This is a genomic window from Bradyrhizobium sp. BRP22 (assembly GCF_020194175.1).
Classification (GTDB): Bacteria; Pseudomonadota; Alphaproteobacteria; order Rhizobiales; family Xanthobacteraceae; genus Bradyrhizobium.
In genome coordinates, this window is record NZ_JADYVX010000008.1 from 228,807 (window position 1) to 255,598 (window position 26,792).

Genomic DNA, 26,792 nt, shown 5'->3' on the forward strand with positions numbered 1-26,792 from the left:
CATTCAGCAACCTGGACGTTGAGCGTGCTCGTCCGACCGCTGCGCCGAACGTCCGTCAGGCGTCAGCAGCGACCTTCAGAGCCTCGGTGCGGATCTCTTCCACGAGCCGTTCCTTCAGTCTGATGAATTCGGGCGTGGTCTTGATCTTGTAGGAACGCGGATGGGGCAGATCGATCGCAATCTCGGCCTTGATGCGGCCGGGGCGGGCGCTCATCACGATGACGCGGCTGCCGAGAAAGATCGCCTCTTCGATATCGTGGGTGACAAACAGCACGGTCTTCTGATCGCGTTCCCAAATCCCAAGCAGCATCTCCTGCATCAGTGCGCGGGTCTGGTTATCAAGCGCGCCGAATGGCTCATCCAGCAACAGGATCTTCGGATCGTTGGCAAGCGCACGTGCAATCGCTGTGCGCTGTTGCATCCCGCCGGAGAGCTGCTTCGGCCAATGATTTTCAAAGCCCGATAACCCGACGCGCTGGATGAATCCATCCGCGACTTTGCGGCGGTCGGCCTGAGAAATTCCGCGCTCGCGCAGGCCGAACGCGATGTTCTCCCGCACCGTGAGCCAGGGAAACAGCGTGTAGGATTGAAACACCATGCCGCGATCCGCGCCGGGTCCGGTGACCTCGCAGCCGTCGAGCATGACGCGCCCGCTGGTCGGCCGGTCGAGCCCGGCGATGATACGGAGCAGGGTGGACTTTCCGCAGCCCGATGGACCGAGGATGGTGACAAAATCATTGTCGCCGACGCTGAGATCGGTCGGCTCAAGCGCGCGCGTCGGCGCATGGCCGGCTCGCGCGGGAAAGGTACGGGAAACCTGATCGATCTTCAGCGCCGTCATGCCAATTTCCAGGGAAACAGCCATGCGTTGAAGGCCTTGAACAGAAAGTCCGAGATCAGGCCGATCAGCCCGATAACGATGATGCCGAAGATGATCTGGCCCGTGTTGAGCAAGGCCTGGCTGTCAGTGATCATGTGGCCGATCCCCGACGACGATCCGATCAGTTCGGCGACGATGACATAGGTCCATGCCCATCCCAGGACCAGCCGAAGAATTTCCGCGATCTCGGGCGCGGAGGAGGGCAGCAGCACGCGGCGAATGATGCCGCTGTCGGCCGCTCCGAGCGTGTAAGCCGCTTCGACCAGATCGCGCCTCGTGCTGCCCACGGTCACCGCGACCATCAGGATGATCTGGAAGACCGAGCCGATGAAGATCACCATGAGCTTCTGCAGCTCGCCGATCCCGGCCCACAGGATCAAAAGCGGGATGAACGCGGAGGCGGGCAGATAACGCGCGAACGAAACAAACGGTTCGAGAAAGGCTTCGATCGGCTTGTAGGCGCCCATGAGAACGCCGAGCGGCACGGCAACGAGCGCTGCCAGCACGAAGCCGCCGAGGACGCGCCAGATCGTGATACCGATATCGAACAGGAAACCATGCCTGGTGAGCAGCTCGAAGCCTTCCTGCACCATCGTCAATGGGTTGGCGAGAAATGTCCTCGAAACATAACCGCCGAAGGTCGCCCAGGCCCAAAGGGCAACGAACAGCACGAAGAATGCAAGGCCGTAGGCCGCGCGTTGCTTCGAAGTTACGGGACTTAGGGGACGCATCACGGCGGTGTTTTCCAGGCGGCGCTTACCGCTCGCCGCGCCAGTCCCGCTCCGCTACGGCGCAGCGGACTGGCGCAGGCGCAGCGGTTCTATTTGATGAAGCTTGCGTCAAAAAGATCTTCGATTCTGGGGGCAGATTTGATGATCCCGATCTCGAGCAACAGATCTGCCGCCTCCTTGTTGAAGGTCAGGAACTCGCCCGTAAAGAATTTCTGGTTCGCGGCCTTGTCCTGCCAGCGCAGATATTTCGCCGAGTTGCCGAATTGCTCGCCGGACTGTTTCACGTCGGCTCCCATGATCTCATACGCCTTCGCCTGATCCTTTGCGATCATGTCGAGGGCTTCGAAATAGCTGTCGGCCAGGGCCTGCGCAGCTTTCGGATTGTCGGTGAGGAATTTCGGCGTGCAGCCGAACGTATCCATCACCATCGGATAGTCGAGGGTGGTGGCGATGATCTTGCCCTTGTCCGGTGCCGCCCGCACCGTGGAGAGGTAAGGTTCATAGGTCATTGCCGCATCGTTCTGGCCGGACACGAACGCCTGCGCGGCCGCGGCAGGCTCCAGGTTCACCACCGTGACGTCCTTGACCGAGAGGCCGTTCTTTCGAAGCATCCAGGCGAGAGCGAAGTAGGGCGAGGTGCCGGGCGCGGACGCCGCGACTGTCTTGCCTTTCAGATCCTTGATCGAGGCAACCTCGTTACGCACGGCCATGCCGTCGGCACCAAAGCTCTTGTCGAGCTGAAAGATCTGCTTGGTTGCGACGCCGTTCGCATTCCAGGAAATCCAGGTCTCGACTGTGGTCGCCGCACATTGAATATCGCCGGAGGCGATGGCGAGATGCCGATCCTTCTGCGGGATCTTCCTTAAGGTCACGTCAAGACCGTTTTTCTTGAAGATGCCGGCCTGGCTTGCCAGCGTGAGCGGCGCAAAGCCGGTCCATCCCGAGATGCCGATACCGACCTTCACATCGTCGGCGACCGCCGGTGCGGACACCAGCATGGCAAAGATTGCGGTGAATATCTTGAAACTACGCATGATGCTCTTCCCTCCTACCGAACTATGATCGCTGTTTGCATCATCCTGCATGAATTATGCCGTGCCAGATATTTTCTTCAGCCGCCTTTGAAACGGGCTACCAGCCGGTGGGAATCGCCTGGGTAGTGCAGGCGCACGGCGGTAACCGTTCGTGCGCTGCGCCATGTGTATCGATCGATCACCAGGCACGGCGCGCCGACCGCGATGTCAAGTCCGGCCGCAGTGCGCTCGTCGGCCACCACAGCGCCGATGGTGTGCTCGGCTTCTGTCCAGGGAACATGGTGCAACAGCCATGAGCCGGGTGGCTCGGTCGTAAAGTCCGCCGCCGCGGCTTCCGGCACGGTGTCGAGATCGATCAGCCTGTCTTCGATGGCAAACGGCACGTTGTCGGCGCTGTGACGACAGGCGATAGCGATCACCTTGCCGGCCTTGCGGACGCCAAGACGCGCGCGATCGGCGGCGTTCGCGGCACGGCGCGAGCAATGGATGAGCTCATAGGCATAGCTTCGTCCAAGCCCGATGATCTCTGCGCGAATGTCCGCGATCTTGAGCACCGCCGACAGATGCTGCGGACGACGCACGAATGTGCCCGCCCGCCGCCTTCGCTCGATCAGGTCGGCTTGCGCCAGTTCCGACAGTGCCTTGTTTACGGTCATTCGTGAGCAGCGATAGCGCGCCATCAGCTCATGCTCGAAGGGAATGCGATGACCCGGAGGCCATTCCCCGGCCAGGATCCGGCGTTCGATGTCGTGTCGGATCTGCTTATAGAGCGTCAGCTTGTCCGCGGCCTGAAGTTCGTCGCGCTGGGCGGGAAGGCTCATGCCAGGAGTCTCCGAACGGCCGCGTTGAACTGCTCGCGCGCTCGCGGGCGCAGCCGGTGACGTCCGCCCTCAACGACTTTATTTCCGCCTGCCCAGACACAATCAATGGCCCCTCCGCCCGATGCAAAAATCCAGCCGTCAAGGATGGCATCGCCGCGGCGTCCGGCCAGAGATGGATGCGTGATGTCGAGGGTCACGATATCAGCGCGCGCGCCTTGCTCCATCCCTGCGCAGCTCTGCGCCAGCGCCTGTGCACCGCCCGCGAGCGCGTTGTCGAACAGCGCACGGCCGGTCGAACTGCCGGGGCCGCCCGACAGCACATTGCGTTCGCGGTGCTTGAGGCGCTGACCATATTCGAGCTGGCGTAGTTCATCGGCAACGCCAACCAGGACATTGGAGTCGGTGCCGACGCCAAATCGGCCCCCGGCATCGACAAATTCGCGCGCCGGGAAAATGCCGTCGCCGAGGCTCGCTTCGGTCACCGGGCAGAGGCCGGCGACGGCGCCGCTGCGCGCAAGCGAGGCAACTTCCGTCGGCGTTGTGTGGGTCGCATGGATCAGGCACCAGCGCTGATCGACGGGCGCATGGTCAAGCAGCCACTCGAGTGGCCGCTGGCCCGACCAGGCAACACAATCCTCGACCTCCCTGACTTGCTCGGCGGCATGGATATGGATCGGCGCGCTCTGGGCGATCGGCACGATTGCAGATAATTCGGTTGGGGTCACGGCGCGCAGGCTGTGCGGGGCAATCCCGACATTGGCTCCGGGTAAAGTGCCGACCGCCTTGCGCGTGGCGTCAACCAGTGCGGCGAACTGGTCGATCGAACAGACGAAACGGCGCTGGCCTGCATGCGGCGGCGCGCCGCCAAAGGCGCTGTGCGCGTAGAAACTCGGCAGCAGCGTGAGGCCGATGCTTGTGCTCTCGGCAGCCTGTGCAATCCGTGTCGCCATCTCGGCGAGGCTGGCATAGGGCGTGCCGTCACGATCATGATGAAGATAGTGGAACTCGCCGACCCGCGTATAGCCCTGCTCGAGCATCTCAACATAAAGCAGGGTCGCGACGCCTTCGACGTCTTCCGGCATCATCTCCAGCGCGAAACGGTACATCGTCTCGCGCCATGTCCAGAACGTATCCGCCGTGTTGCCGCGCGTTTCGGCAAGGCCCGCCATGCCGCGCTGGAACGCGTGACTGTGCAGGCTCGCTAGCCCCGGAATTGCCAATTGATGTCGCTCATCACGCACTTCCGGCGCTACGCCGACCGTGACCTTAGCGATGATCCCATCCGTGACGATCACCTGCACATCGTCGGCCCACCCCGACGGCAGCAGCGCGGATCTAAAATGCAGATGCGTCATGTTTCCTGCCGGCTGGACAGAGCGCTGATACGATTATATGTCTAGACATATATGTCAAGCTTCCGGCACCGGGGGAAGACACATGGCCGAACGTTTCGATCGTATCTGGCACAATGCCCGGCTCGCCACGATGCGTGAGGATCTGCCCGAGCTCGGCACCATCGAGCACGGGCTGATTGCGGCTCGCGATGGCCGGATCGCTTATGCGGGCGCACAGTCTGATTTTCCGCATGATGCCGACGCGACCGAGCGGATCGACTGTGCGGGCCGATGGATCACGCCCGGACTGGTCGATTGTCACACCCACCTCGTTTTCGGCGGCAACCGCGCACACGAATTCGAACTGCGGCTTAAGGGCGCAAGCTATGAAGAGATCGCGCGTGCCGGCGGCGGCATCGTCTCCACCGTTGCGGCGACCCGGACTGCGAGCGAGGCCGAGCTTGTCGCCGGTGCGCTGCCGAGACTCGACGCGCTGATCCGTGAGGGTGTCACGACGATCGAAATCAAGTCCGGCTACGGCCTGAACACGGAAACCGAAATGCGACAGCTTTCGGCCGCGCGCGCCCTCGGTCGTGTCCGATCGATCGCTATCAGGACATCTTTTCTTGGCGCACATGCTCTGCCGCCGGAAGCTTCCGGCGACAAGGATAGTTACATCGATCTCGTTTGCCGCGAGATGCTGCCAGCAGTGGCTCAGGCTGGACTCGCAGATGCCGTGGATGCTTTCATGGAAGGCATCGCGTTCTCGCATGATCAAACGGCGCGCGTGTTCGAGGCGGCGAAGGCTCTGGGTTTGCCGGTCAAGCTTCACGCCGACCAGCTATCGAATCTCGGCGGCGCATCGCTTGCCGCGGCATATTCAGCTCTGTCCGCCGATCATCTGGAGCATACCGATGAAGCCGGTGTTCGGGCGATGGCGGCGGCGGGTACGGTCGCGGTCCTGTTGCCTGGCGCCTTCTATTTCATTCGCGAGACGACGAAGCCGCCGGTCGAGCTGTTCCGTGCCCACGGAGTCAAAATGGCGCTCGCGACCGACTGCAATCCCGGCAGCTCGCCGCTGACGTCGCTGCTGCTCACGATGAACATGGGTGCGACGTTGTTCCGATTGACCGTCGCCGAATGTCTTGCCGGCGTGACGCGGGAGGGAGCGCGCGCGCTGGGTCTCTTAAGTGATGCCGGCACGCTCGATGCCGGCAAATGGTGTGATCTCGCAATCTGGGACATCGAGCGGCCTGCCGAACTCGTCTACCGGATCGGATTCAATCCCCTGCATGGCCGGGTGTGGAGGGGGCAATGAGCGATCCGGCGGCGCCGATCGTCGTCACGCCGGGAAGGGTCACGCTGGACGATTGCGCACAGGTGCTCGCAGGTGCCGCAGTCGTGCTCGAACCATCGTTCTGGGCGCGGGTCGAAGCAGCGTCTCATATCGTTGCGCAGGCTGCCCGTGCCGACGTGCCGGCGTACGGCATCAACACCGGCTTCGGAAAACTGGCGTCGACGCGCATTGCCGCCGATCAGACGGCGCTGCTTCAGCGCAATCTCATCGTTTCGCATTGCTGTGGGGTAGGGCGGGCCACGCCTGAACCCATTGTTCGGCTGATGATGACGCTGAAGATCGTCTCGCTCGGGCGAGGCGCTTCTGGCGTACGCCGTGAGCTCATTGAGCAATTGCAGATGATGCTCGCGCGAGGCGTTTGTCCGCTGGTGCCGCAGCAGGGTTCGGTCGGCGCATCCGGCGATCTGGCGCCGCTTGCGCATATGACGGCCGTCATGATCGGGGAGGGGCAGGCAATTGTTGGCGGACAGGTCGTCTCGGGCCGCGACGCGCTCGCGGCTGCGGGCCTTGCCCCACTGACGCTAGGACCGAAGGAGGGGCTCGCCCTTATCAATGGCACTCAGTTCTCGACGGCTTACGCTATCTCCGGTGTGCTGCGCGCCCATCGGTTGGCCTGCGCGGCTCTGGTGACAGGGGCACTTTCAGTCGATGCCGCCATGGCGTCGACCGCTCCGTTCCGTCCGGAAATCCAGCAACTGCGCGGACATGCCGGGCAGATCGATGCGGCTGCTGCCCTGACGGCGCTGCTCGCCGGCAGCGACATACGCCAGTCGCACCTCGAGGGCGATGAGCGCGTGCAGGATCCCTATTGTTTGCGCTGCCAGCCGCAGGTTGCCGGCGCTGCGCTTGATCTGCTCACGCAGGCGGCCCGCACGCTGACGATCGAGGCCAATGCGGTCACCGACAATCCGCTGGTATTGGTCGAGACCGGCGAGATCGTCTCGGGCGGCAACTTCCACGCCGAACCGATCGCCTTTGCCGCCGACCAGATTGCGCTTGCGCTGTCGGAAGTTGGCGCGATCAGCGAACGGCGCATCGCGACGCTGGTCGATCCCGCGTTGAACTTCGGTTTGCCGCCGTTTCTCACACCAGAGCCCGGCATCAACTCCGGATTCATGATCGCCGAAGTGACGGCGGCGGCGCTCTATGCCGAGAACAAGCAGCGCGCGTTGCCTTGCTCGATCGATTCAACCCCCACCAGCGCCAATCAGGAAGATCACGTCTCGATGGCCGCGCACGCTGCGCGCCGGCTGTCCGACATGGCGGACAATCTGGCGACGATCCTGGGCATCGAGCTCCTGGTCGCAGCGCAAGGCATCACACTTCGCGCGCCGCATTTGACCAGCGCCCCACTCGCTGCGGTCATCGCCGAATTGCGCGTGCATGTGCCGGCGTTGGGCGAGGATCGTTACATGGCTGGCGACCTTGCGAAGGCAACCGCGCTGGTCGAAGCCGGTGCATTGCCGGCCGCTGCGCTCTCGGCGCTCCCCGACAACCCGTTTCCGATCCTTGTTTCGAATCCTGCCGATAAGGGCCATCTGTGATGAATCGCCGACTGGATAACGACCGTACGATCCGCGCACCTCGGGGCGGCGAGATCAGCGCCAAGAGCTGGTTGACGGAAGCTCCGCTCCGCATGCTCATGAACAATCTCGATCCGGAGGTCGCCGAACGTCCAAGCGAGCTCGTCGTCTACGGTGGAATCGGTCGCGCTGCGCGCGACTGGGATAGCTTCGATCGGATCGTCGCGTCGCTGCGCAAGCTGGAAGCTGACCAGACGTTGCTGGTCCAGTCGGGCAAGCCGGTCGGAATCTTCCGCACCCATCCGGATGCGCCGCGCGTTCTGATCGCGAACTCGAACCTGGTGCCGCATTGGGCGACGCTCGATCACTTCAACGCGCTCGACCGGCAAGGCCTCATGATGTTCGGTCAAATGACCGCCGGCTCCTGGATCTATATCGGCAGCCAGGGCATCGTGCAGGGAACCTATGAGACGTTTGTCGAGGTCGGGCGGCGGCACTATGGCGGCAGTCTTGCAGGCAGGTGGATCCTCACGGCGGGTCTCGGTGGCATGGGCGGCGCGCAGCCGCTCGCCGCGACCATGGCGGGCGCGTCGCTGCTTGCGATCGAATGCCAGCCGAGCCGCATCGAGATGCGGCTGCGCACAGGCTACCTCGATCGGCAGGCGAGCACGCTTGATGAGGCGCTTTCGATCGTGGCGGAGAGCGCGCAGAGCCACACACCGGTCTCGGTCGGCCTGCTCGGCAATGCGGCCGAGATTTTTCCGGAGCTGGTGCGGCGTGGTGTGAGGCCCGACATCGTCACCGACCAGACCAGCGCGCATGATCCCATCAATGGCTACCTGCCGAAGGGATGGTCGCTTGCCGAGTGGGAGACCAGACGCGCCAGCGATCCGAAGGCGGTCGAAGCCGCGGCAAAGACGTCGATGGTCGATCACGTCCAGGCCATGCTGGATTTCCACGCCCAAGGCATTCCCACGCTCGACTATGGCAACAACATTCGCCAGATGGCGAAGGATATGGGACTTGAGAACGCGTTCGATTTTCCCGGCTTCGTGCCGGCCTATATCCGTCCGCTGTTTTGCCGGGGCGTTGGGCCGTTTCGGTGGGCGGCGCTGTCAGGAGATCCGGATGACATCTTCAGGACCGACGCCAAGGTCAAGGAGCTGATGCCCGACGACAAGCACCTGCACAACTGGCTCGACATGGCGAAAGCCCGGATCAAGTTTCAGGGGCTGCCGGCGCGGATTTGCTGGGTCGGCCTCGGTGATCGCCACCGGCTGGGTCTCGCCTTCAACGAGATGGTGGCGCGCGGCGAACTGAGGGCGCCGATCGTGATCGGCCGCGACCATCTCGACAGCGGCTCGGTGGCAAGCCCGAACCGCGAAACCGAGGCGATGCGCGACGGCTCTGATGCCGTATCGGATTGGCCTCTGCTCAATGCGCTCCTGAATTGTGCCAGCGGCGCGACGTGGGTTTCGCTGCATCACGGCGGCGGCGTCGGCATCGGCTATTCGCAACACGCCGGAATGGTCATTGTTGCAGACGGAACTCCTGAGGCTGCCCGCCGCATTGAACGGGTGCTCTGGAACGATCCGGCGAGCGGTGTCATGCGGCACGCCGACGCGGGCTATGAAAGCGCGATTGCATCTGCCCGCTCGAACGGCCTCGATCTGCCCAGCTTGGCGCCATAGGGCGCGCCCGGCGCTGACCACAACGATCAGCGCAAATCCAGTTCACGTAACTCGCAAATCCGACTGCCTGCACCGTAGGCGAACCGCCCGCGATGAGGCAGATGCGCGTCCGTGTCCTGCGCACGCCGAGAGGGGCTGCCACAAGATCGGTCAAAAACCACACGGCGATCATCAAAAACTAAGCATTTACGGCCTTGGCACGCCTCCTGCATGACCGTTGTGACCGTTTGTTGGTTCATGTGGAAAAGGGGAATGTCGATGCATCCGAAATTTGACCGCCGCCACTTTCTGAAGGGGGCGGCAGGAGCCGCGGCCGCCGCTGGCTACATGCAGATCGATCCGGACTTTTTCATCTCGCGGGCTCACGCGCAGGCCGGCAAGACCATGACCTTCCTGTCGGCCGAGAACATCACGGGCAACTGGGATCCGACCGCTCACACGACACTGTCGCAGAAGAACATCGAAGGCTTCGTGATGGGCTTCCTCACCCGCACGCCGATGAAGCTCGATAATCCGAGCGAAGTCGTCTACGAGCTCGCCACCGACATCAAGCTGCTCGATCCCAACCGCCTGCAGATCAAGCTGCGCCAGGGCGTCGTCTTCCATGATGGCAAGCCGTTCAAGGCGGAGGACGTGAAGGCCACTTTCGAATATGGGTCGAAGCCGGATCGCCCGGCACAATGGTATCCGGGCCCGACCGAGACGCTGAAGATCGAGACGCCGGATGACTACACGGTGATCGTCGATACGTCGAAAGGCGGTTATCCGGCGCACCTTTTCATGTTCCTCGCCGCGTTCCTGCCGATCATGTCGGCAAAGGATATTGCGCAAGGACCCGGGGGCGTGCTCTCGCAGCGGCTGAACGGCACAGGTCCGTTCAAATTCGTCGAGCAGCGCGGCAACGACACGGTGATGAAGGCGTTCGACGGCTACTTCAAGGGCAAGCCGGCCATTGCCGGGATCAATTTCACCTTCACCGGCGACTCCACGACGCGCATGCTCTCCCTCATGAACGGCCAGGCTTCGATCGTCGAACGGCTCGAGCCGGAGCAGGTGGATACGGTCAAGGGCAATCCCAACATCCGCATCAACCAGGTTGTTTCGGTCGAGAACAAGTATTTGTGGTTCCGCTGTTCGAAGCCGCCGTTCAACGATCCCCGCATCCGCCTTGCGGCGTGCCACGCGATCAACCGCGATCTCATCCTCGAAGTGCTGGGCTCCGCGGGCCATGCGTCGTCCAACTTCGTGTCGCCGGTCAAGTTCGGCTACATCGATCTTGCGAATTATCCGAAGTTCGACCCGAAGAAATGTCAGGCGCTGCTGGCGGAGGCTGGTTTCCCGAACGGCAAGGGCTTGCCGCCGCTCGAATACATCACGTCGGTGGGCTTCTACCCGAAGACCAAGGAATATGGCGAGATCATCACCGCGATGCTCAACGAGCAAGGTTTCAATGTCAGCCTGACCGTGCTCGAGCCGGCCGCGTGGAATGAACGCCTGTACCATCGTCCCGGCGGTGGACCCGGCCATATGGTGGACTGCGGATGGTCGACCGGCTCGCCTGAGCCCGATCTGATTCTCCGCACGCATTTCCATTCCTCCTCGCATCGCATTTGCGGCATCGAGGATCCGGCGATCGATGCAAGTCTGGACAAGGAGCGTAGCGCCCCGACGCTCGAGGAACGGAAGAAGATCCTCCAGACCGAGACGATGCCGCTTATCGCCTCGAAGATGCCGGCGCTCTCGCTCTTCACCTCCGTGATGATTCACGCGATGCAGAAGGATTTCGAGGGCCTCTATATCTATCCGGATGGATCGATGGACGCCTCCAAGCCCGTTGCCTGACCATGAACGGCCACCGCGCGCCGCAGATGGTGCGCGGTCCGGCATGTCCTCCGCGGAGCTGAAGAATGCTGGTCCTCAATTTCCTGATGCGGCGCTTATTCCAGGGCGCCATCATCATATTCCTCGTCTCGTTGCTGATCTTCACGCTGCTGAGGATCGTGCCGGGCGACCCCGTGCGGCTGATGGCTGGTGGAATGGCTCCCGAGGCCCTGATCGAGAAGATCGCGACCGACATGGGCCTGCGCGACCCCATCATCGTTCAATTCGGGCGCTACATGAGCAGTGTCGTTCGAGGCGACCTCGGGCAGTCCTTCGTTCGCCCTGCCAACGGCGCGGCGACGGGCGGCGCGAATTTCAATGACACGACACGCGGCGAGCGGGCCAAGGTTCTAAGCCTGATCGTTGAAGCTTTGCCCATGACGCTGCAGCTTGCTGCAGTGACATTGGTGATTGCCCTCGTCTTCTCCGGGATCATCGGGATTGCGGGGGGCCTCGCGATCGGGCGGTGGCCGGACAAGTTGGCGTTCTACACCTCGTCGGTCTTCATATCGTTGCCGAACTTCTGGCTCGGAATCGTTCTCGCGCTGCTGTTTTCGGTCAAGCTCGGCTGGCTGCCGGCGATCGGCTATCAGGGCTTTGCCTATACGATTCTGCCGGCCATCGTACTTGCGGTCGAGCTGTCACCTGTCCTGATCCGGACGCTCGTCAGTTCCGTCTCTGCGCAGATGATGGAGCCCTACGTGGCAGTGGGGCATGTCCGCGGCCTCGGTCGCAGCCGCATCATTGCAAACCATGCCCTTCGCAACGCCTCGGTGCCGCTGCTCAATCTGCTCGGGGTGCAGTTTTCAAGCCTGCTCGGCGGGGTGATCATCGTCGAGTACATCTTCGACTATCCGGGGCTTGGTCTGCTCACCATCAACGCGGTGCTGCAGCGTGACTTCCCGTTGATTCAAGGGATCGCCATCGTGACCAGTGCCATCTTCGTGCTGATCAACATCATTGTGGATCTGATTGCCACGACCATGGATCCAAGGCTCGAATACTGAGGCGCGAATATAGATGTCCATCGCCACTGTTACCGCCGAGCCAATGGCGCAGAAGCCGGCCCAACGCTCCATCGTCCGACGCATCTTCGACAAGGCGGCATCCACGCCGGGGTTTCGCGTCGGCCTCGCGCTGTTCATCCTCCTTGCTTTGGCGACTGCATTCTACCCTGAACTGAGCGGCATCGATCCGACCAAAATGGACGTCAAGGCCCGCCTTTTGCCGCCGCTGTTTCTGGGAGGAAACTGGAGCTGGTCGCACCCGCTCGGCACCGACCAGATCGGCCGGGACATGCTCGTGCGCTCGCTCGTCGGGTTACGTTATTCGTTCCTGATCGGCGTAGCCTCCGTCATCGTCATGCTCGCGATCGGATGCGCGCTTGGCACGATTTCGGGCTACTTCGGTGGACGAACCGATGCCATCGTGATGCGGCTGACCGATGCGCAGCTCTCGATCCCGATGATCATCCTCGCCATCTCGGTGCTTGGCGTCTCGCGGCCGACGATCCCCGCGATCGTCCTGGTGCTTGGGCTTTCGAACTGGCCGGTCTATGCCCGCATCATGCGCAGCATCGTGATGACCGAGCGGCAGCGCGAATATGTCCGCGCAGCAAAGATCGGCGGCTCGACCGATTTTCGGATCATCCTCACCTTGCTGTTGCCGTTGCTGCTGCCGCCGGTGCTGTTCACCTCGGTGCTCGACGTGGCGCGCATGATGATCTTCGAATCCACGCTCGGCTTCCTCGGGCTCGGCGTGCAGCCGCCGACGCCGACATTCGGCAATATTATCGCGGACGGACGGAAATATCTCCTGAACGCATGGTGGATCGCCACCATGCCGGGTCTCTTCCTCGGCCTGACCCTCACCAGCATCAACCTGATCGGCGCTTCCCTTGAACGCGCCCGCAATGCAATTCATGGGGGCTCCGAAGCATGACGCAGCCACTTCTCGCCCTCAAGAACCTGACGGTCGCCGCGGGCAGCGGCGGCACGGCCAAGCTCATTCTCGATGACGTGTCCCTGAGCCTCGCTCCGCGCGAGATCGTCGGCGTGGTCGGCGCCAGTGGCTCCGGCAAGACCGTGCTGTCCAAGGCTGTGGTCAACTGGCTCGAGCCGCCGCTGACGAAGCGATCCGGCGAGGTGCTGTTCGAGGGACGCGACATCTATGCCATGCGTGGCGCGGAGATGCGCCTGTTGCGCCAGCGGATATCCTATGTCGGCGCCAACCCGATGGGCGCGCTCGATCCGACGCTGCCGGTCGGTGCGCAGATCGTCGAGAAGATGCGGGCTGTTGTGCCCGCCACATCGCGCCGCGACGCCGAACGTCGCGTGATCGAGCTCCTCGATGCCGTCCGCATCCCATCCGCGCGAAGCCGTTTTCACGACTATCCGTCCCAATTCTCGGGCGGCATGATGCAGCGCGCGCTGATCGTCGATGCATTGATAACCAATCCCGCGCTCCTGGTCGCCGACAATGTCACTCAGCCGCTCGACGTGACGGTTGCCGCGCAGGTGATCCGGCTGATGAAGGAGTTGACGCAAACCTTCAACACCGCGGTCCTGTTTGTCTCATCGTCCCTGCCGGTGGCGCGCGAGGCCTGCTCGCGGATCCTGGTGATGGAGCAAGGTCGCGTCGTCGAAGAACAGTCGACCGAAGACCTGATCAACAGGCCCGTGTATCCATATACGCGCGAACTCGTGCGCCAGACCCCGAAGATATGGGTCGAGACTCCGGCAACTCCCGCCCTCGACGACAAGCGGGAGGTGGTTATCAGTCTTCGCGATGCCTCGCAGACCTACAAGGTCAAGAAGAAGACGGGCTTTGGCGGGGTCAATCTGGTTCGCGCAGTTCGCAATGTCACCTTCGATGTGCGCCGCGGCGACAGCTTTGCCATCGTCGGCGAATCCGGCTGCGGAAAGTCCACCCTGATGCGGCTTCTGTCCAGGCTCGAACTGCCGAGTTCGGGACAGATCCTCTGCGCTGACAAGGACATCGCAACGCTCAAGGGCAAAACGCTGCTCGAATTCCGCAGCAAGCTGCAGATGGTGTTGCAGGATCCGTTCGGCTCGCTGCCGCCCCGCACCGCGATCGGGAAGATGCTGGAGGATCCGCTGCGGACGCATGGCTGGCGCGACAGGGGCAGGATTCGCGAGCGGGTCCTGAAGGTGATGGGGGAAGTGGGGCTGCCGGCCGAACTTTACGAGGAGCTTCCGCTCGGATTGAGCGCGGGACAGCGCCAACGCGTCAATGTCGCCCGTGCGCTGGTGCTCGAGCCGGAAATTCTCATCATGGACGAGACGCTGTCGGCACTCGATCAAACCGAGCAGTTCAAGCTGCTCGATCTGTTCCAGAAGCTGCAGAAGGAATACGACCTGACCTACATCTTCATCTCGCATGACCTTGCGATGGTGAGGAAGGCCTGCAATCGCGTGGCGGTGATGTATCTCGGCGAGGTCTTCGAGCTCGCCGACAATGAGCGTCTTTTCTTCGACCCGGGGCACCCGTACACCAAGGCCCTTCTGAGCGCCATGCCGACGCTCGAGCGGCGCCGTTATCAGCCGGAGGAGTGCCTCTTGGAGGGCGAGCCGCCAAGCCCCCTCGACGTTCCCGCAGGCTGCAGCTTCCGCTCGCGCTGCCCGCAGGCCATCGACAAATGCAGCCGCCTTCATCCGAGCCTGACGGTGCGGGAGCGGCAGGACTTCGCTGCCTGTCATCTGGTGACGCCGTCGGCTGAGGCTTCCGGCTCTGTCGAAGGGATGCGTGCCAGCGCGTGATGGGGCGGGTCGTGAACAGGAATTCGTATCGCGAAGCGGCCGGCAGTGCCGTGACAATCGAGGAACGTCCATGAGCTTCACGGAGCATCGCCTTGAATTGATCCGCGATCTGCTGCGGCAGCAGCAGCGGGTTCAAGTCAAGGACCTGGTCGACCACCTCAAGGTCAGTCACGAGTCGATCCGGCGTGATCTCCGGGAACTCGAGACGCAGGGCTTTGCCCGCCGTGTCTATGGCGGCGCGGTGATCGATCGGCAGGAGAGCGATCAGCCGTTTGCCGAGCGCCTGCGCGTCGGTGCCCGGGAGAAGGCGCGGATCGGCGAAGCCGCCGCGGCGCTGGTCAAGGATGGCATGAAGATCTTCGTTGACGAGGGGACGACGGCGCTTGCCTGCGTGAAGCACCTTGAGGCCCGCAAGGACCTCACGATCGTGAGCAACTCGCTCGCGGTCGCGGCGCACTTCTACTATCTGTCCACGCCCAGCGTGCGCGTGCTCGGCGGACGGTTGCGCCCTGACTATCAGGCAACCTTCGGGCCGGAGACCGTGGCGGCGATGAAGGAGCACTTCTTCGATCTGGCCATCATCGCCATCAGCGCCGTCCATGCCGAACGCGGCTTCATGGATTATGGCGAGGACGAGGCGATCACGCGCCGCGTGGCGCGCGCACAGGCCAAGCGGTCGGTGATCGTCGCCGACAGCTCCAAATTCGGCCGGCTCGGTTCGATCCATACGTTCGGGCTCTGCGACGTACATGCTGTCATCACAGGGGGCCTCCTGACCAGGGACTTCTCCGACCAATTCCTCAAATCCAACGTGGAAATCATCTATGCCTGAGGTTGCCTTGAAGCGCGCTCCGATCGATCCGTCACGTCTTCAGGCGATGATGGAGGAATTGTCGACGTTCGGTGGCGGGCCGGATGGATCGATGACCCGGCTCACCCTCTCGAAGGAGGATGGCGCAGCACGCGATTGGCTTGGCCGCTGGTTCGCCGACAACGGCTTCACCCAGGCGGTCGATGCCATCGGCAATCAGTTCGGCAGCCTGCCGCTTGCCGGCTCCAATGCGCCGGTCGTCATGGTCGGCTCGCATATCGACAGCCAGCCCAATGGCGGTCGCTTCGACGGGGCGCTCGGCGTCGTCTCGGCCTGCGAGGCTGTGCTTGCCGTCTCGGAGCGTCTGAAGGCGGAGAACAAGCTGTCGGCCTGCAATTTCCAGGTGGTGAACTGGACCAACGAGGAGGGCGCGCGCTTCCAGCCGAGCCTGCTCGGCAGCAGCGTGTTCGCCGGAGCGGCCGAACTCGAATGGGCGCTCGATCGGGCGGATGGCGATGGAGTCACCGTTCGCCAGTCCCTCGAACAGATCGGTTATGCGGGCAGCGACAAGGTAGCGGTTCCTGACGCCCTTATTGAACTTCATATCGAAGGCGACAAGGTGCTGTTCGAGGCGAATGAAAAATTCGGCATCTTCACGCGCTTCTGGGGAGCGACCAAATACCGGGTCGCCTTCCTCGGCCGACAGGCGCATACGGGGCCGACGCCGATGGCCAAACGCAAGGACGCCCTGCTCGGCGCAGCCTATCTCATTGCGGACCTGAAGGAGATCGCCGGCGAGCACGGCCTCGACCTGCACACATCGGTCGGCAGATTGGAGGTCTTTCCGAACTCGCCAAACACCGTTCCATCTGAAGCCGTTCTCTTCATCGAGTTGCGTTCCGGCTCGCCGGAAGTCCTCGCTGAAGCGGAACGGAAGATGAAGATCAGGATGGAGGCGGCGGCCGAGAAGGCCGGCGTGACATACGAAGTCAGGGCGATCGATCGACGCAAGGCGGGCGGTTTTGCTCCGGGGCTGATTTCGCTCGCCGAACGAACCGCCGCTGGTTACGGCGAGACGGCGCGCCATCTGGATACGATCGGTGGTCATGATGCGGTGGCAACGTCCAGCGTCTGCCCCTCGATCGTCCTGGCGGTGCGTTCGCGCGACGGCGTGATCCATCATCCGACCGAGTTCACTAGCACCGAGGATCAGGTTTTCGGGACGCAGGTTCTCGCGGACATGCTCTATGCGATCGCGAGCGATGGGCTGCAGGCGGCTAGTCTGAAAGGGCCGGCTGCATGAAGACGCTCGGGAAGCCGCAGACGGCCCTGGAGGCGCGCGCCGAGCGAGCCATCCAGAGCCTGCCTTTCGTCGATGCCGCGCGCGCGACCTACGCGGCATCTGCGCCTCCTGTCGCATCGCCATCCTATCATGCGGTCGAGTCGACCTCGTTCGACGTCGCGCCGGATGAGGAGGTGGCGACTTTCTTCCTTCGGCTCGGGGCTGATGAGGTCGCCGAGCTTGTCGACGACGATGTGGCGTTCGCAGCGGCGCATCGTCTTCATGGTCTTGGCCTGTCGCCGGAGCCCATTGCGCGGGTCCCCGGCGAAAGGGCCGTGCTGTTCACCCGGCTCGGCGAGGGCTGGCGAGCCGCGAAGATCGACGACCTGATGCAGGAGAGCGTGGCCGCCCGCCTCATCCAGATGCAGAAGGTGATCGCCGCAGGCGAGCCGTTCGGGCGCCCATGGTCTGTCTTCGATGGCATCGATCAGCTTTGGCCGTTGGTATCGGAGGCGGGCACCATGCTCCCCGACGATGTGGAATGGATGCTGGCATGGATGACCGCGATGCGTGAGGCGATTGCTGCCGCGGGTGTCGAGCTGAAACCGGCGCATGGAGACCCTCATTCGTCGAATGTCATGCTTGGTCCGAATGAGGCGATGATGCTGGTCGACTTCGACATGGCCGGCGACGTCGACCCCTATTACCAGCTCGGCGTGCAGATGAACGAGCTCTACCAGTTCGAAAGCCAGATGAAGCCGCTTCTGGAGATGCACGACGGCCGCTTCAGTGAGAAGGCGTTCAGCCGATGCAGGCTCTATGCCGCCGCCGACGACTTCTACTGGGCGCTTCGCAGCCTGCTGCAGAATGCACGATCGCCGGTTCTAGGCCTGGAATTCCTGAAATATGCGGGATGGCGCTTCCTGCGCTGCCGGATGCTGCTTGGTCATCCGGGCTTCGAGGAACGGGTCCGATCACTCTAGAGCGTTTTCGAGCGAAGTGGATACCGGTTCGCGTGAAGAAAACGCGTCAAACAAGAATCTAGAGCTTCGGTTCTGATTCAATCAGAACCGAAAATGCTCTAGAGAAGAAGCGAGGCATGGTTATGCTTGAAATCGGTGCGGCCAGGTCGGATGCCGAGCGGACGCTCGAGGCGGCCATCGTTGAGGTGGAGGCCTGGAAGGGTTGCCGCCTGTCCTATCGGCCAGTGTCAGGTGGCATCAGCAACACCAATTTCCTCGTGAGAGTCGACGGCGACGCTGTCGGATACTTTGTGAAGATCCCCGGGCGCGGCACCGAGATGTTCATCGATCGCCGCGCGGCGCGGGCGGCCAGCAAACAAGCCGAAGCAATGGATGTCGGGCCAAGGACGTTCGACTTTCTCGATCATCTCGACATCGAGGTTTCCGAATTCCTCGCTGATCGGCGGGCGTCGACCCATCGCGATTTCGTCGATCCGGCTTTTCGCGCCACCGTCGTGAAGATATATCGCCGCCTGCATGAGGCGCCACCGCTGCCGCTGACCAAGACCGTGTTCGACATGATCGAGGAGCATTATGACCAGGTGAAACAGCTCGGCGGCTATTGGCCCGAGGATCATGCCTGGCTCTACCGTCAGTACCAGCAGGCCCGCGCGGCTCTCGAGGCTTCCGGGCTCGATCTCGTGCCTTGCTTCAACGATCCGATGCCCGGGAACTTCCTGGTCGGAGAGGACAAGTCGGTCAAGCTGATCGATTTCGAATATGCATCCAACAATGAACGGCTCTATGACCTCGCAATCTGGAGCAGCGAGCACTTCTTCCCGGAGGATGTCGAACAGGAAATCATCGAGGAATATTTCGGCCGCTATGACAAGCGATGGCACGCCCGCTTCATCGTCCACAAGGCGCTCGCCGACATCAAGTGGAGCACCTGGGCGATGGTGCAAAACCGGATCTCAACGCTGGATTTCGACTTCTACAAATACGGCATATGGAAGCATATGCGGGCGCGCTCCATCATCTACGACCCGCGCTGGCCGTCATTCCTGAAGGCGCTGTGATGGTCAAGCTTGCCGTCGCGGCAGACGATGCGGATGTCTATCTTTCCTTCGCCGCCGAACTCGCGGACACGGTCAGGCCGATCGTGCTGTCCTATTTCCGAACGCCGCTGGATGTCATCTCCAAACCCGATGCGAGTCCGGTAACGATCGCCGATCGAACTGTCGAGCTACACCTCAGGGAGCGGATCGAGGCGCGTTATCCCGACCACGGCATCATCGGGGAGGAGATTGGGGTCAGGCGCGGCAACGCCTTCACCTGGATCATCGACCCGATCGATGGCACCAAGAGCTTCATCACCGGCTTTCCGCTGTTCGGCACTCTGATCTCGCTGACCTATGAGGAGCGGCCTTTCTGTGGTTTGATCGACGTCCCTGCTACCGGCGAGCGGTGGATGGCCAAGCCCGGCCTGTCACTGTTCGGCGGCAGATTGATCCAGACGAGCGCCTGCGAAACCCTCGCCGATGCCCGTTTCTATACGACGTCGCCCGATATGTTCGCAGACGAGGATGCCGAGGTGTTCGAGCGGCTTTCGAGATCCGCCAGCTTGCGGCGCTTCGGAGGAGATTGCTACATGTATGGTCTCCTCGCGTCGGGGCATTGTGACATCGTTCTGGAAACGGGACTGCAGCCATATGACTACATGGCCCTGGTTCCGATCGTGGAGGGAGCAGGGGGATGCATCACTGACTGGAAGGGAAGTCCACTTTCAATTCATTCCGAGGGCCGCGTGTTGGCGGCCGCCACGCCGAAACTTCACGCGGAAGCGCTGGCCCTCATCAACCGATAGCAAGCGGTCATGCCCTACAAGACGACGATCGAGCACACGGTCTTCAGTTTCACCGACCTTCGGGATCTGCTGGCCAAGGCGACGCCCGAGCGATCGGGCGATCAGCTTGCCGGCATCGCCGCGGACGGACCGGTCGAGCGGCTTGCCGCACAGATGGCGCTCGCCGACGTTCCGCTCAAAACGTTCCTTGCCGAGGAATTGATCCCAGCCGACAGCGACGAAGTCTCGCGCCTGATTGTCGATCGCCATGACCCGGCGGCTTTCGGGATCATCTCGTCGCTGACAGTCGGTGAATTCCGTGAATGGCTGCTCAGGCCGGAAACAGGCCAGCAGCAACTTGAGGCGGTGACGTGCGGCCTGACGCCCGAGATGGTGGCCGCGGTTTCGAAAATCATGCGGTTGCAGGATTTGATCTCCGTGGCGTCCAAGCGGGAGGTCGTGACCCGCTTCCGCTCGACGATCGGACTGAAGGGACGGCTTTCGACACGCAATCAGCCAAACCATCCGACCGATGATTCCTACGGCATCGCCGCTTCCGCGATCGATGGGCTTCTGATGGGATCAGGTGACGCGGTGATCGGGGTAAATCCGGTGACCGACACCGTGGATGATTATGTGCGCATCGTCGCGCTCCTGGACGAACTGCGCGTGCGACTTTCAATTCCGACGCAAACTTGCTGCCTGGGTCACGTGACGACGGCCATCAAGGCGATCGCGGCGAAGGCGCCCGTCGATCTCGTATTTCAGTCGATCGCCGGATCGCAGAAGGCCAATGACGGCTTCGGCGTCAACCTGGCGCTGCTGAAGGAGGCCCATGAGGCTGTACGCAGCCTCGGGCGCGGTCCGATTGATGCGAATTTGATGTATTTCGAGACCGGGCAGGGCGCGGCGCTTTCGGCCGACGCGAACTTCGGCGTTGACCAGCAGACGATGGAAGCTCGCGCCTATGCGGTTGCGCGTGAGTTCAGGCCCTTGCTGGTCAATACCGTGGTCGGATTCATCGGCCCGGAATATCTTTTCAACGGCAAGCAGATCATCCGTGCCGGCCTGGAGGATCATTTTTGCGGCAAGCTGCTCGGCTTACCGATGGGCGTCGATGTCTGCTATACGAACCATGCGGATGCCGACCAGGAAGACATGGATGCGCTGCTCACGCTGCTTTGTGCGGCCAATGTCAACTTCGTCATCACCGTTCCCGGCGCGGACGATGTGATGCTGAACTACCAGTCGCTCGCCCATCACGACGCGGTCTACTGCCGCGAAATCCTGAAGCGGCCGCCGGCGCCGGAGTTCGAGCGCTGGCTCGTGGATGTCGGCTTGACCGATATGGCCGGCCGCCTTCTGGATGCGCCGCCGAAGCTCGCCGACTATATGGCGGATGCCAGGCTGCTCGGAGCGTGACGTGACGAAGGGTGATTTGCCGAAGGAAAGGACAGGATCGGTCGATCTGCGGCGGATGACCGACGCGCGGGTGTTGCTCGGGCGGTTCGGTGCGGGGCTGCCGACGCGGGCCGCGCAATCGTTCCTTCTCGATCATGCGCGCGCGCGTCAGGCAGTCTGGTCTGCGGTCGATTGGGCTTCACTCCGCGCCAACCTCTCCGACCTTGGGCTGGAAACGGTCGAGGTCGAAAGCGAGGCGGGTGATCGCGGCACCTACATCCGGCGCCCTGATCTCGGCCGGAAGCTTTCTCCGGCATCCGCGGAACGCCTGGCGGGGGTCCGTCCGGGTTGCGATGTCGTGATCGTGGTGGCCGATGGATTGTCTGCCAGCGCCATCGACGTCAACGCCGTGCCGCTGACACGAGCGATCGTCGAACGTCTTTCCTCGCGACGACTTTCCATTGCGCCGCTGATCCTGGCGTCGCTCGCGCGCGTGGCGCTGGGCGATTCCATTGCGGAGATTGTTCGTGCCCGGATTGCGATCATGCTGATCGGAGAACGACCCGGCCTTTCGGCAGCGGATAGTTTAGGAGCTTACATCACCTACTCCCCGAAAGCGGGTACGCCTGATTCAAGGAGAAACTGCATCTCCAACATCCGTGATGGCGGCCTGAGGGCCGACAGTGCTGCGGATGCTGTAGTGTCGCTGGTTACGGATATGCTGAAGACAGCCACCAGCGGCGTCGGCCTGCGGGATGCCGTCGCGAAGTTGCCGCGCGACTGAAGCGGGTTTGCGGAGCCAGTTCTGCCATATCGAGGTCTGCCGAAGAAGGGACCAACCCTGCTTCTCCTTGCAGACCGCATAGGTACTCGGCTCCGCGCCAAGTGGCCCGCACTGATCTGAACGGTTACGGTCGTAACCGCAGAAGGCCGTGAATGCGTGAACCCGAAGGCTTGACATAACAAAACCATACCGTATCATTTTTTTATCTCGATATGGTGGGGATCTTCCTCTGCGATCGGATTCAACGCTCCCGACAGAGCTCACGCGCTCTTTACCCATAACTCAGTGGATAGGTGAGGCCGAATTCAAACACGCACGGTCAATCGCGATATTGAGCTGGTTCGTAGAACTCCTTCACCGAGCCAAGTCATGACAGTCGCCGAACGGCTGCATGCCTTGTCATCAAGAATAGTTGCTGCACATGAGACGTAGAACTCCGCTGCCATTCTTGGCGCTGCTCCTGCTCTTGCTTTCTCTCCAGGCGGCCACGGCGCATGCCATCGTGATCAAGTCGTCGCCCGCGGCTGACGCGGTTATGCCTGCCGGCAATGTGGCGATCCATCTGCAGTTCAACAGTCGGATTGATCACGACCGTTCAAAAGTGACGCTGGTCGGCCCAAGCGGGACGCAGCAGCGGCTCACGGCGGCAACCGACTCGGCGCCCGACGCCCTGGACGCGGAGGCAAAGGGTCTCGATGCCGGCGTTTGGCGTCTGCGCTGGCAGGTGCTCAGCGTCGACGGGCACATCACACGCGGCGATATTCCGTTCACCCTGCGCTAGCCTTGTCGCTCTTTCTCGACATTTTCGGATTCCTGTCCGTCGTTCTGCGCGGTCTGATTCTCACGAGCCAGACCTTCACGCTCGGCACGCTCGCCTTCCTGCTTGTGCTGCTGCAACCGCTCACCTCCTGGCTTTCCGCCGAGGGCGCCAAGATTGGCAGCCGTTGCCGGACATTTCTTCTGATCAGCTCCTTGCTCCTGGGCATCTTCACGCTTTGCTCGCTCGTGCTCAATGCCGCCGCGCTTGTCGGCACCCTCGAGCTTTCGTGGGCAGAGGCCGCCGGAGCCGGTTTCGTACGCGCGGACCTCGTGATCGCCGCTTGTGCTTTTCTCATCGCTCTTCTTGCAAGAAGGTCGTGGACAACGACAAGACTTCTCTTTCTTGTCGGCCTCGCTGCCGTGATCTTGATCGCGCAGCTTTCGGTCACGCACGCAGCAAGCCGTCTCGACCTGCGATGGCCCTACCTCCTCTCTGGCGCGCTGCACATGCTCGGTGCCGCGGTCTGGATCGGAGGTCTGCCCTGCTTCCTGATTGCGCTCAATCTCTGTCACGATCCGGTTGACTGGAAGCTGATCGCACGGCGCTATTCCGTGATGTCGATGGCTTCGGTGGCCGCCATCCTCGTCGGCGGCATCGTAATGGCGTTCGGCTATGTCGGCTCCTTCGAAGCGATCTACGGCACCGCCTATGGCGTCATGATGAGCGCGAAGGTCTGCCTGCTGCTGATGCTGCTTGGGCTCGGCGCCTTCAACTTCTTGACCGTCGATCGGCTGCGCCGCGATGCGTCAACGCCGATCACACGGCTGAAGCGGTTCGCTGAAGTGGAGATCGGGATCGGCGCCGCTGTGATCTTTGCCGCCGCTTCCCTGACGTCGCTGCCGCCGGGTGTCGATCTATCTCAGGACCGGGTGAGCTGGTCCGAGATCGTCGAGCGCTTCACGCCGCATTTTCCGATCCGCCTATCCAGCCCTGATTACGACAAGCTCACCATCGCGGAATTGCAGACGAAACTCGCTGCGGCTGATGCGCAGCGCACAACGGCACCACTGGCCTATGTCCCGGGCGAAGGCACGATCCTGCCCCGCAACGCAGCGGATGTCGCCTGGTCGGAATTCAACCACCATTGGGCGGGAATCTTCGTCGTCCTCATCGGCCTTCTCGCCTTGATCCAGCATTTTCGTTGGGGCCGCTGGGCGAGACACTGGCCGCTGCTGTTTCTTGCCATGGCGACGTTTCTGTTTTTCCGTGCCGACGAAGCGGCGTGGCCGCTGGGACAATTCGGCTTTTTCGAATCGCTGCGCGATCCAGAGATCGCGCAGCATCGTATCTTCGTGCTGCTGATCGTCCTGTTCGGTCTATTCGAATGGCGCGTGCAGGTCGGCGGACTGAGGAAAAGCAAGGCGGCTTTGGTCTTTCCGCTGACCACCGCGATCGGCGGCGCACTGCTGCTGACCCATTCCCATGCCATCGCCAACATCAAGGATCAGCTCTTGATCGAGATGAGCCACACGCCTCTGGCGCTCTGCGGCATCCTCGCCGGATGGGCACGCTGGCTGGAGCTGCGTCTCGACGGCAGGGCAAGCCGGATTGCCTCCTGGATCTGGCCCGTGGCATTCATCCTCGTCGGGCTGATCCTGCTCGATTATCGGGAGGCTTAACCCAGGCGCCAAATTCACGTTTCGCGGCATCGACAGACCTGCTTGGCACGGCGCTCTGTTTGAATAGACTAAACCGGTTGAGATGGCTTGACCGCGCGGCATTGAGTGGGGAGTTGTCTTGCCATTGGATCTCGCGAGACGGAACCGAGCCACATGAGCTTCTATTCGATCTACCGCCACGGTTTTGCCCGGGTCGCCGCCTGCGTCACGGTGTCTCGCGTGGCGGATCCGGCCGCCAACGCGACCGCGATCATCGAGACGGCAAACGCCTGTCACGGGCAGTCGGTGGCAGCAGCGGTATTTCCCGAACTGTGTCTGTCCGGCTATGCGATCGAAGATCTGGTCATGCAGGATCCGCTGCTGGATGCGGTGGAGCGGGGGCTGGCGGACATTCGCGCGGCATCGGCCGAGCTGATGACAGTGCTGATCGTCGGCGCGCCGCTGCGTCATGGCGCGCGGATCTACAATTGCGCGGTCGTCATTCATCGCGGCCGCATTCTGGGCGTCGTTCCCAAGACATATCTGCCGACATATCGGGAGTTCTACGAAACCCGTCACTTCGCCTCCGGCGCGGGATTGGTTGGATCGGAAATCACGATCGGCGACGTTCGGGTTCCTTTTGGCGTCGACCTGCTCTTTGAGGCCGATGATGTTCCGGGACTGACCGTCGGCGTCGAGATCTGCGAGGACATGTGGATTCCCGTGACGCCGGGAGCGGAGCTCGCTTTGGCCGGAGCGACGGTGCTCGCAAATCTCTCCGGTAGTCCGATCACGATCGGTCGGGCGCTTTCGCGTGATCTGCTGTCACGATCCTGCTCGGCGCGCTGCCTTGCCGCCTATGTCTATGCGGCAGCCGGAATCGGGGAATCGACCACTGATCTGGCCTGGGATGGCCAGACTTCCATTTTCGAAAACGGCGTGCTGCTGGCCGAAGGTGAGCGCTTCCGGCAGGACGGGCAGATCACGATCGCCGACATCGATCTGGACCTGCTGCGTCAGGAACGCTCTATGATGAGCACCTTCGACGACAATCGAAGGCAGAAGAGTGCCGGCGCGTATCGGCGCGTCAGCTACTCGCTGCGGCCGCCGATGACGGACATCGGACTGGCGAGGAAGGTCGAGCGCTTCCCGTTCGTGCCCAGCGATCAGAGCCGCCTCGACCAGGATTGCTACGAGGCCTACAACATTCAGGTCGCGGGTCTGGTGCAGCGGCTGCGGGCGATCGGCACGAAACGCGTGGTGATCGGCGTGTCGGGCGGACTCGACTCCACCCACGCCCTGATCGTCGCCGCCAAGGCGATCGATCTTCTCGGATTGCCGCGATCGAACATTCTCGCCTACACGCTGCCGGGCTTTGCGACCGGAAGCCAAAGCAAAGCCAACGCTTTAGCATTGATGCAGGCGCTGCACGTCAGTGCCAGCGAGCTGGATATCCGTCCCGCTGCCACGCAGATGCTCCGGGATATCGATCATCCTGCGGGGCGGGGCGAGCCGGTCTACGACATCACCTTCGAGAATGTGCAGGCCGGGCTGCGCACCGACTATCTCTTCCGCCTCGCCAATTATCGCGGAGGCATTGTGATCGGCACCGGCGACCTCTCCGAACTGGCGCTCGGATGGTGCACCTATGGTGTCGGCGATCAGATGGCGCACTACAACGTCAACGCTGGCGTGCCGAAGACGTTGATCCAGCATCTGATCCGCTGGGTCATCGCGACAGGACAATTCGACGAGGAAGTCGCAAAGACATTGGGAGCGATTCTCGCATCAGAGATCTCGCCCGAGCTGGTGCCTGTTCAGGCCGGCGAAACGCCGCAGAGCACGGAAGCGGCCGTGGGTCCTTACGAACTGCAGGACTTTAATCTCTTCTATACCCTTCGATTCGGCTTCAGGCCGTCGAAGATCGCGTTTCTCGCCTGGCATGCCTGGAACGACGTCGCCAAGGGCGAATGGCCGGCCGCGTTTCCAGCCGACCGGCGGAAGGCCTATCAGCTCGCCGATATCAGGCGCTGGCTCGAGGTCTTCCTGCGGCGGTTTTTCGCTTTCAGCCAGTTCAAGCGTTCCGCGATGCCAAACGGCCCCAAGGTTTCGGCGGGAGGCTCCCTGTCGCCGCGCGGCGATTGGCGCGCGCCCTCAGATGCCAGCGCCGCGGCGTGGCTGGCGGATCTGGAGCGAAACATTCCGCCCGCCTGATGACAATGATAATAGGCACCGGCGGGCCTGATTTGCGTTGTTA

At 62.3% G+C, this 26,792-nt stretch carries 23 protein-coding genes; 17 read left to right on the forward strand and 6 right to left on the reverse strand.

The window, feature by feature from the left end:
* Window positions 1-55: 55 nt before the first annotated feature.
* The 5 genes from I6F35_RS13890 to I6F35_RS13910 all read right to left on the reverse strand — a co-directional run bounded on the left by I6F35_RS13890 (window position 56) and on the right by I6F35_RS13910 (window position 4,821).
* On the reverse strand, window positions 56-841 hold the full coding sequence (locus I6F35_RS13890) for an ABC transporter ATP-binding protein (RefSeq protein ID WP_225118231.1): 786 nt from the start codon (window positions 839-841) through the stop codon (window positions 56-58).
* Complete coding sequence (locus I6F35_RS13895; RefSeq protein WP_225118268.1) at window positions 838-1,611, reverse strand: ABC transporter permease; 774 nt, start codon at window positions 1,609-1,611, stop codon at window positions 838-840. Before I6F35_RS13895 ends, I6F35_RS13890 begins: the two co-directional genes overlap by 4 nt.
* 89 nt (window positions 1,612-1,700) lie before the next feature.
* Window positions 1,701-2,645, reverse strand: coding sequence for an ABC transporter substrate-binding protein (locus I6F35_RS13900; protein WP_225118232.1), 945 nt, complete (start codon window positions 2,643-2,645; stop codon window positions 1,701-1,703).
* Window positions 2,646-2,722: 77 nt separating this feature from the next.
* Window positions 2,723-3,466 carry a histidine utilization repressor gene (hutC, locus tag I6F35_RS13905; RefSeq protein ID WP_225118233.1) on the reverse strand — a complete coding sequence of 248 codons (744 nt, stop codon included), beginning with the start codon at window positions 3,464-3,466 and terminating at the stop codon, window positions 2,723-2,725.
* Window positions 3,463-4,821, reverse strand: a complete 1,359-nt coding sequence (locus I6F35_RS13910) for a formimidoylglutamate deiminase (RefSeq protein ID WP_225118234.1) — start codon at window positions 4,819-4,821, stop codon at window positions 3,463-3,465. Before I6F35_RS13910 ends, hutC begins: the two co-directional genes overlap by 4 nt.
* 82 nt (window positions 4,822-4,903) lie before the next feature.
* Here I6F35_RS13910 and hutI point away from each other — a divergent pair, with 82 nt between their 5' ends.
* The 15 genes from hutI to I6F35_RS13985 all read left to right on the forward strand — a co-directional run bounded on the left by hutI (window position 4,904) and on the right by I6F35_RS13985 (window position 22,898).
* On the forward strand, window positions 4,904-6,118 hold the full coding sequence (hutI, locus tag I6F35_RS13915; RefSeq protein ID WP_225118235.1) for an imidazolonepropionase: 1,215 nt from the start codon (window positions 4,904-4,906) through the stop codon (window positions 6,116-6,118).
* On the forward strand, window positions 6,115-7,701 hold the full coding sequence (gene hutH, locus I6F35_RS13920) for a histidine ammonia-lyase (protein ID WP_225118236.1): 1,587 nt from the start codon (window positions 6,115-6,117) through the stop codon (window positions 7,699-7,701). Before hutI ends, hutH begins: the two co-directional genes overlap by 4 nt.
* Complete coding sequence (hutU, locus tag I6F35_RS13925) at window positions 7,701-9,371, forward strand: urocanate hydratase (RefSeq protein ID WP_225118237.1); 1,671 nt, start codon at window positions 7,701-7,703, stop codon at window positions 9,369-9,371. The genes hutH and hutU overlap by 1 nt, the downstream gene beginning before the upstream one ends.
* Window positions 9,372-9,629: 258 nt before the next feature.
* Window positions 9,630-11,213, forward strand: coding sequence for an ABC transporter substrate-binding protein (locus I6F35_RS13930; protein ID WP_225118269.1), 1,584 nt, complete (start codon window positions 9,630-9,632; stop codon window positions 11,211-11,213).
* A gap of 65 nt (window positions 11,214-11,278) precedes the next feature.
* Entirely contained in the window at window positions 11,279-12,259 is a 981-nt protein-coding gene (locus I6F35_RS13935; RefSeq protein WP_225118238.1) for an ABC transporter permease, read from the forward strand.
* A gap of 13 nt (window positions 12,260-12,272) precedes the next feature.
* Window positions 12,273-13,193 carry an ABC transporter permease gene (locus I6F35_RS13940; protein WP_225118239.1) on the forward strand — a complete coding sequence of 307 codons (921 nt, stop codon included), beginning with the start codon at window positions 12,273-12,275 and terminating at the stop codon, window positions 13,191-13,193.
* Window positions 13,190-15,031 (forward strand): ABC transporter ATP-binding protein, encoded by a 1,842-nt coding sequence (locus I6F35_RS13945; RefSeq protein WP_225118240.1) that lies wholly within the window; start codon window positions 13,190-13,192, stop codon window positions 15,029-15,031. The genes I6F35_RS13940 and I6F35_RS13945 overlap by 4 nt, the downstream gene beginning before the upstream one ends.
* A 70-nt stretch (window positions 15,032-15,101) precedes the next feature.
* Window positions 15,102-15,863: a DeoR/GlpR family DNA-binding transcription regulator gene (locus tag I6F35_RS13950; RefSeq protein ID WP_225118241.1), complete on the forward strand. Its 762-nt coding sequence runs from the start codon at window positions 15,102-15,104 to the stop codon at window positions 15,861-15,863.
* Window positions 15,856-17,145 (forward strand): Zn-dependent hydrolase, encoded by a 1,290-nt coding sequence (locus I6F35_RS13955; RefSeq protein WP_225118242.1) that lies wholly within the window; start codon window positions 15,856-15,858, stop codon window positions 17,143-17,145. Before I6F35_RS13950 ends, I6F35_RS13955 begins: the two co-directional genes overlap by 8 nt.
* Complete coding sequence (locus tag I6F35_RS13960; protein ID WP_225118243.1) at window positions 17,142-18,107, forward strand: phosphotransferase; 966 nt, start codon at window positions 17,142-17,144, stop codon at window positions 18,105-18,107. The genes I6F35_RS13955 and I6F35_RS13960 overlap by 4 nt, the downstream gene beginning before the upstream one ends.
* A gap of 122 nt (window positions 18,108-18,229) precedes the next feature.
* Complete coding sequence (locus I6F35_RS13965; protein WP_225118270.1) at window positions 18,230-19,165, forward strand: choline/ethanolamine kinase family protein; 936 nt, start codon at window positions 18,230-18,232, stop codon at window positions 19,163-19,165.
* Window positions 19,165-19,953, forward strand: coding sequence for a histidinol-phosphatase (gene hisN / locus I6F35_RS13970; RefSeq protein ID WP_225118244.1), 789 nt, complete (start codon window positions 19,165-19,167; stop codon window positions 19,951-19,953). Before I6F35_RS13965 ends, hisN begins: the two co-directional genes overlap by 1 nt.
* A gap of 9 nt (window positions 19,954-19,962) precedes the next feature.
* A complete protein-coding gene (locus I6F35_RS13975; RefSeq protein ID WP_225118245.1) occupies window positions 19,963-21,354 on the forward strand; it encodes an ethanolamine ammonia-lyase subunit EutB in 1,392 nt (463 codons plus the stop codon).
* 16 nt (window positions 21,355-21,370) lie between these two features.
* Entirely contained in the window at window positions 21,371-22,117 is a 747-nt protein-coding gene (gene eutC / locus I6F35_RS13980) for an ethanolamine ammonia-lyase subunit EutC (protein WP_225118246.1), read from the forward strand.
* A 448-nt stretch (window positions 22,118-22,565) separates the two neighbouring features.
* Window positions 22,566-22,898 carry a copper resistance CopC family protein gene (locus tag I6F35_RS13985; protein WP_346283162.1) on the forward strand — a complete coding sequence of 111 codons (333 nt, stop codon included), beginning with the start codon at window positions 22,566-22,568 and terminating at the stop codon, window positions 22,896-22,898.
* Here the strand turns inward: I6F35_RS13985 and I6F35_RS13990 are convergent.
* Window positions 22,895-23,329, reverse strand: coding sequence for a hypothetical protein (locus I6F35_RS13990; protein ID WP_225118248.1), 435 nt, complete (start codon window positions 23,327-23,329; stop codon window positions 22,895-22,897). The two genes, I6F35_RS13985 and I6F35_RS13990, sit on opposite strands and share 4 nt — an antisense overlap.
* A gap of 54 nt (window positions 23,330-23,383) precedes the next feature.
* Here I6F35_RS13990 and I6F35_RS13995 point away from each other — a divergent pair, with 54 nt between their 5' ends.
* Window positions 23,384-24,556, forward strand: coding sequence for a CopD family protein (locus I6F35_RS13995; protein ID WP_225118249.1), 1,173 nt, complete (start codon window positions 23,384-23,386; stop codon window positions 24,554-24,556).
* Between the two features lie 153 nt (window positions 24,557-24,709).
* Window positions 24,710-26,749 carry an NAD(+) synthase gene (locus I6F35_RS14000; RefSeq protein WP_225118250.1) on the forward strand — a complete coding sequence of 680 codons (2,040 nt, stop codon included), beginning with the start codon at window positions 24,710-24,712 and terminating at the stop codon, window positions 26,747-26,749.
* Window positions 26,750-26,792: the final 43 nt, after the last annotated feature.

Bases quoted from the DNA above. Each gene is read 5' to 3' on its own strand.
- hutC (WP_225118233.1), bottom strand. From the start codon at position 3,466: ATGAGCCTTCCCGCCCAGCGCGACGAACTTCAGGCCGCGGACAAGCTG.
- I6F35_RS14000 (WP_225118250.1), top strand. From the start codon at position 24,710: ATGAGCTTCTATTCGATCTACCGCCACGGTTTTGCCCGGGTCGCCGCC.
- I6F35_RS13890 (WP_225118231.1), bottom strand. From the start codon at position 841: ATGACGGCGCTGAAGATCGATCAGGTTTCCCGTACCTTTCCCGCGCGA.
- I6F35_RS13900 (WP_225118232.1), bottom strand. From the start codon at position 2,645: ATGCGTAGTTTCAAGATATTCACCGCAATCTTTGCCATGCTGGTGTCC.
- hutU (WP_225118237.1), top strand. From the start codon at position 7,701: ATGAATCGCCGACTGGATAACGACCGTACGATCCGCGCACCTCGGGGC.
- I6F35_RS13955 (WP_225118242.1), top strand. From the start codon at position 15,856: ATGCCTGAGGTTGCCTTGAAGCGCGCTCCGATCGATCCGTCACGTCTT.
- I6F35_RS13965 (WP_225118270.1), top strand. From the start codon at position 18,230: ATGCTTGAAATCGGTGCGGCCAGGTCGGATGCCGAGCGGACGCTCGAG.
- I6F35_RS13960 (WP_225118243.1), top strand. From the start codon at position 17,142: ATGAAGACGCTCGGGAAGCCGCAGACGGCCCTGGAGGCGCGCGCCGAG.
- I6F35_RS13935 (WP_225118238.1), top strand. From the start codon at position 11,279: ATGCTGGTCCTCAATTTCCTGATGCGGCGCTTATTCCAGGGCGCCATC.
- hutI (WP_225118235.1), top strand. From the start codon at position 4,904: ATGGCCGAACGTTTCGATCGTATCTGGCACAATGCCCGGCTCGCCACG.
- I6F35_RS13995 (WP_225118249.1), top strand. From the start codon at position 23,384: ATGCTCGGTGCCGCGGTCTGGATCGGAGGTCTGCCCTGCTTCCTGATT.
- I6F35_RS13940 (WP_225118239.1), top strand. From the start codon at position 12,273: ATGTCCATCGCCACTGTTACCGCCGAGCCAATGGCGCAGAAGCCGGCC.
- I6F35_RS13930 (WP_225118269.1), top strand. From the start codon at position 9,630: ATGCATCCGAAATTTGACCGCCGCCACTTTCTGAAGGGGGCGGCAGGA.
- hutH (WP_225118236.1), top strand. From the start codon at position 6,115: ATGAGCGATCCGGCGGCGCCGATCGTCGTCACGCCGGGAAGGGTCACG.
- I6F35_RS13945 (WP_225118240.1), top strand. From the start codon at position 13,190: ATGACGCAGCCACTTCTCGCCCTCAAGAACCTGACGGTCGCCGCGGGC.
- I6F35_RS13975 (WP_225118245.1), top strand. From the start codon at position 19,963: ATGCCCTACAAGACGACGATCGAGCACACGGTCTTCAGTTTCACCGAC.
- hisN (WP_225118244.1), top strand. From the start codon at position 19,165: ATGGTCAAGCTTGCCGTCGCGGCAGACGATGCGGATGTCTATCTTTCC.
- I6F35_RS13910 (WP_225118234.1), bottom strand. From the start codon at position 4,821: ATGACGCATCTGCATTTTAGATCCGCGCTGCTGCCGTCGGGGTGGGCC.
- I6F35_RS13895 (WP_225118268.1), bottom strand. From the start codon at position 1,611: ATGCGTCCCCTAAGTCCCGTAACTTCGAAGCAACGCGCGGCCTACGGC.
- I6F35_RS13950 (WP_225118241.1), top strand. From the start codon at position 15,102: ATGAGCTTCACGGAGCATCGCCTTGAATTGATCCGCGATCTGCTGCGG.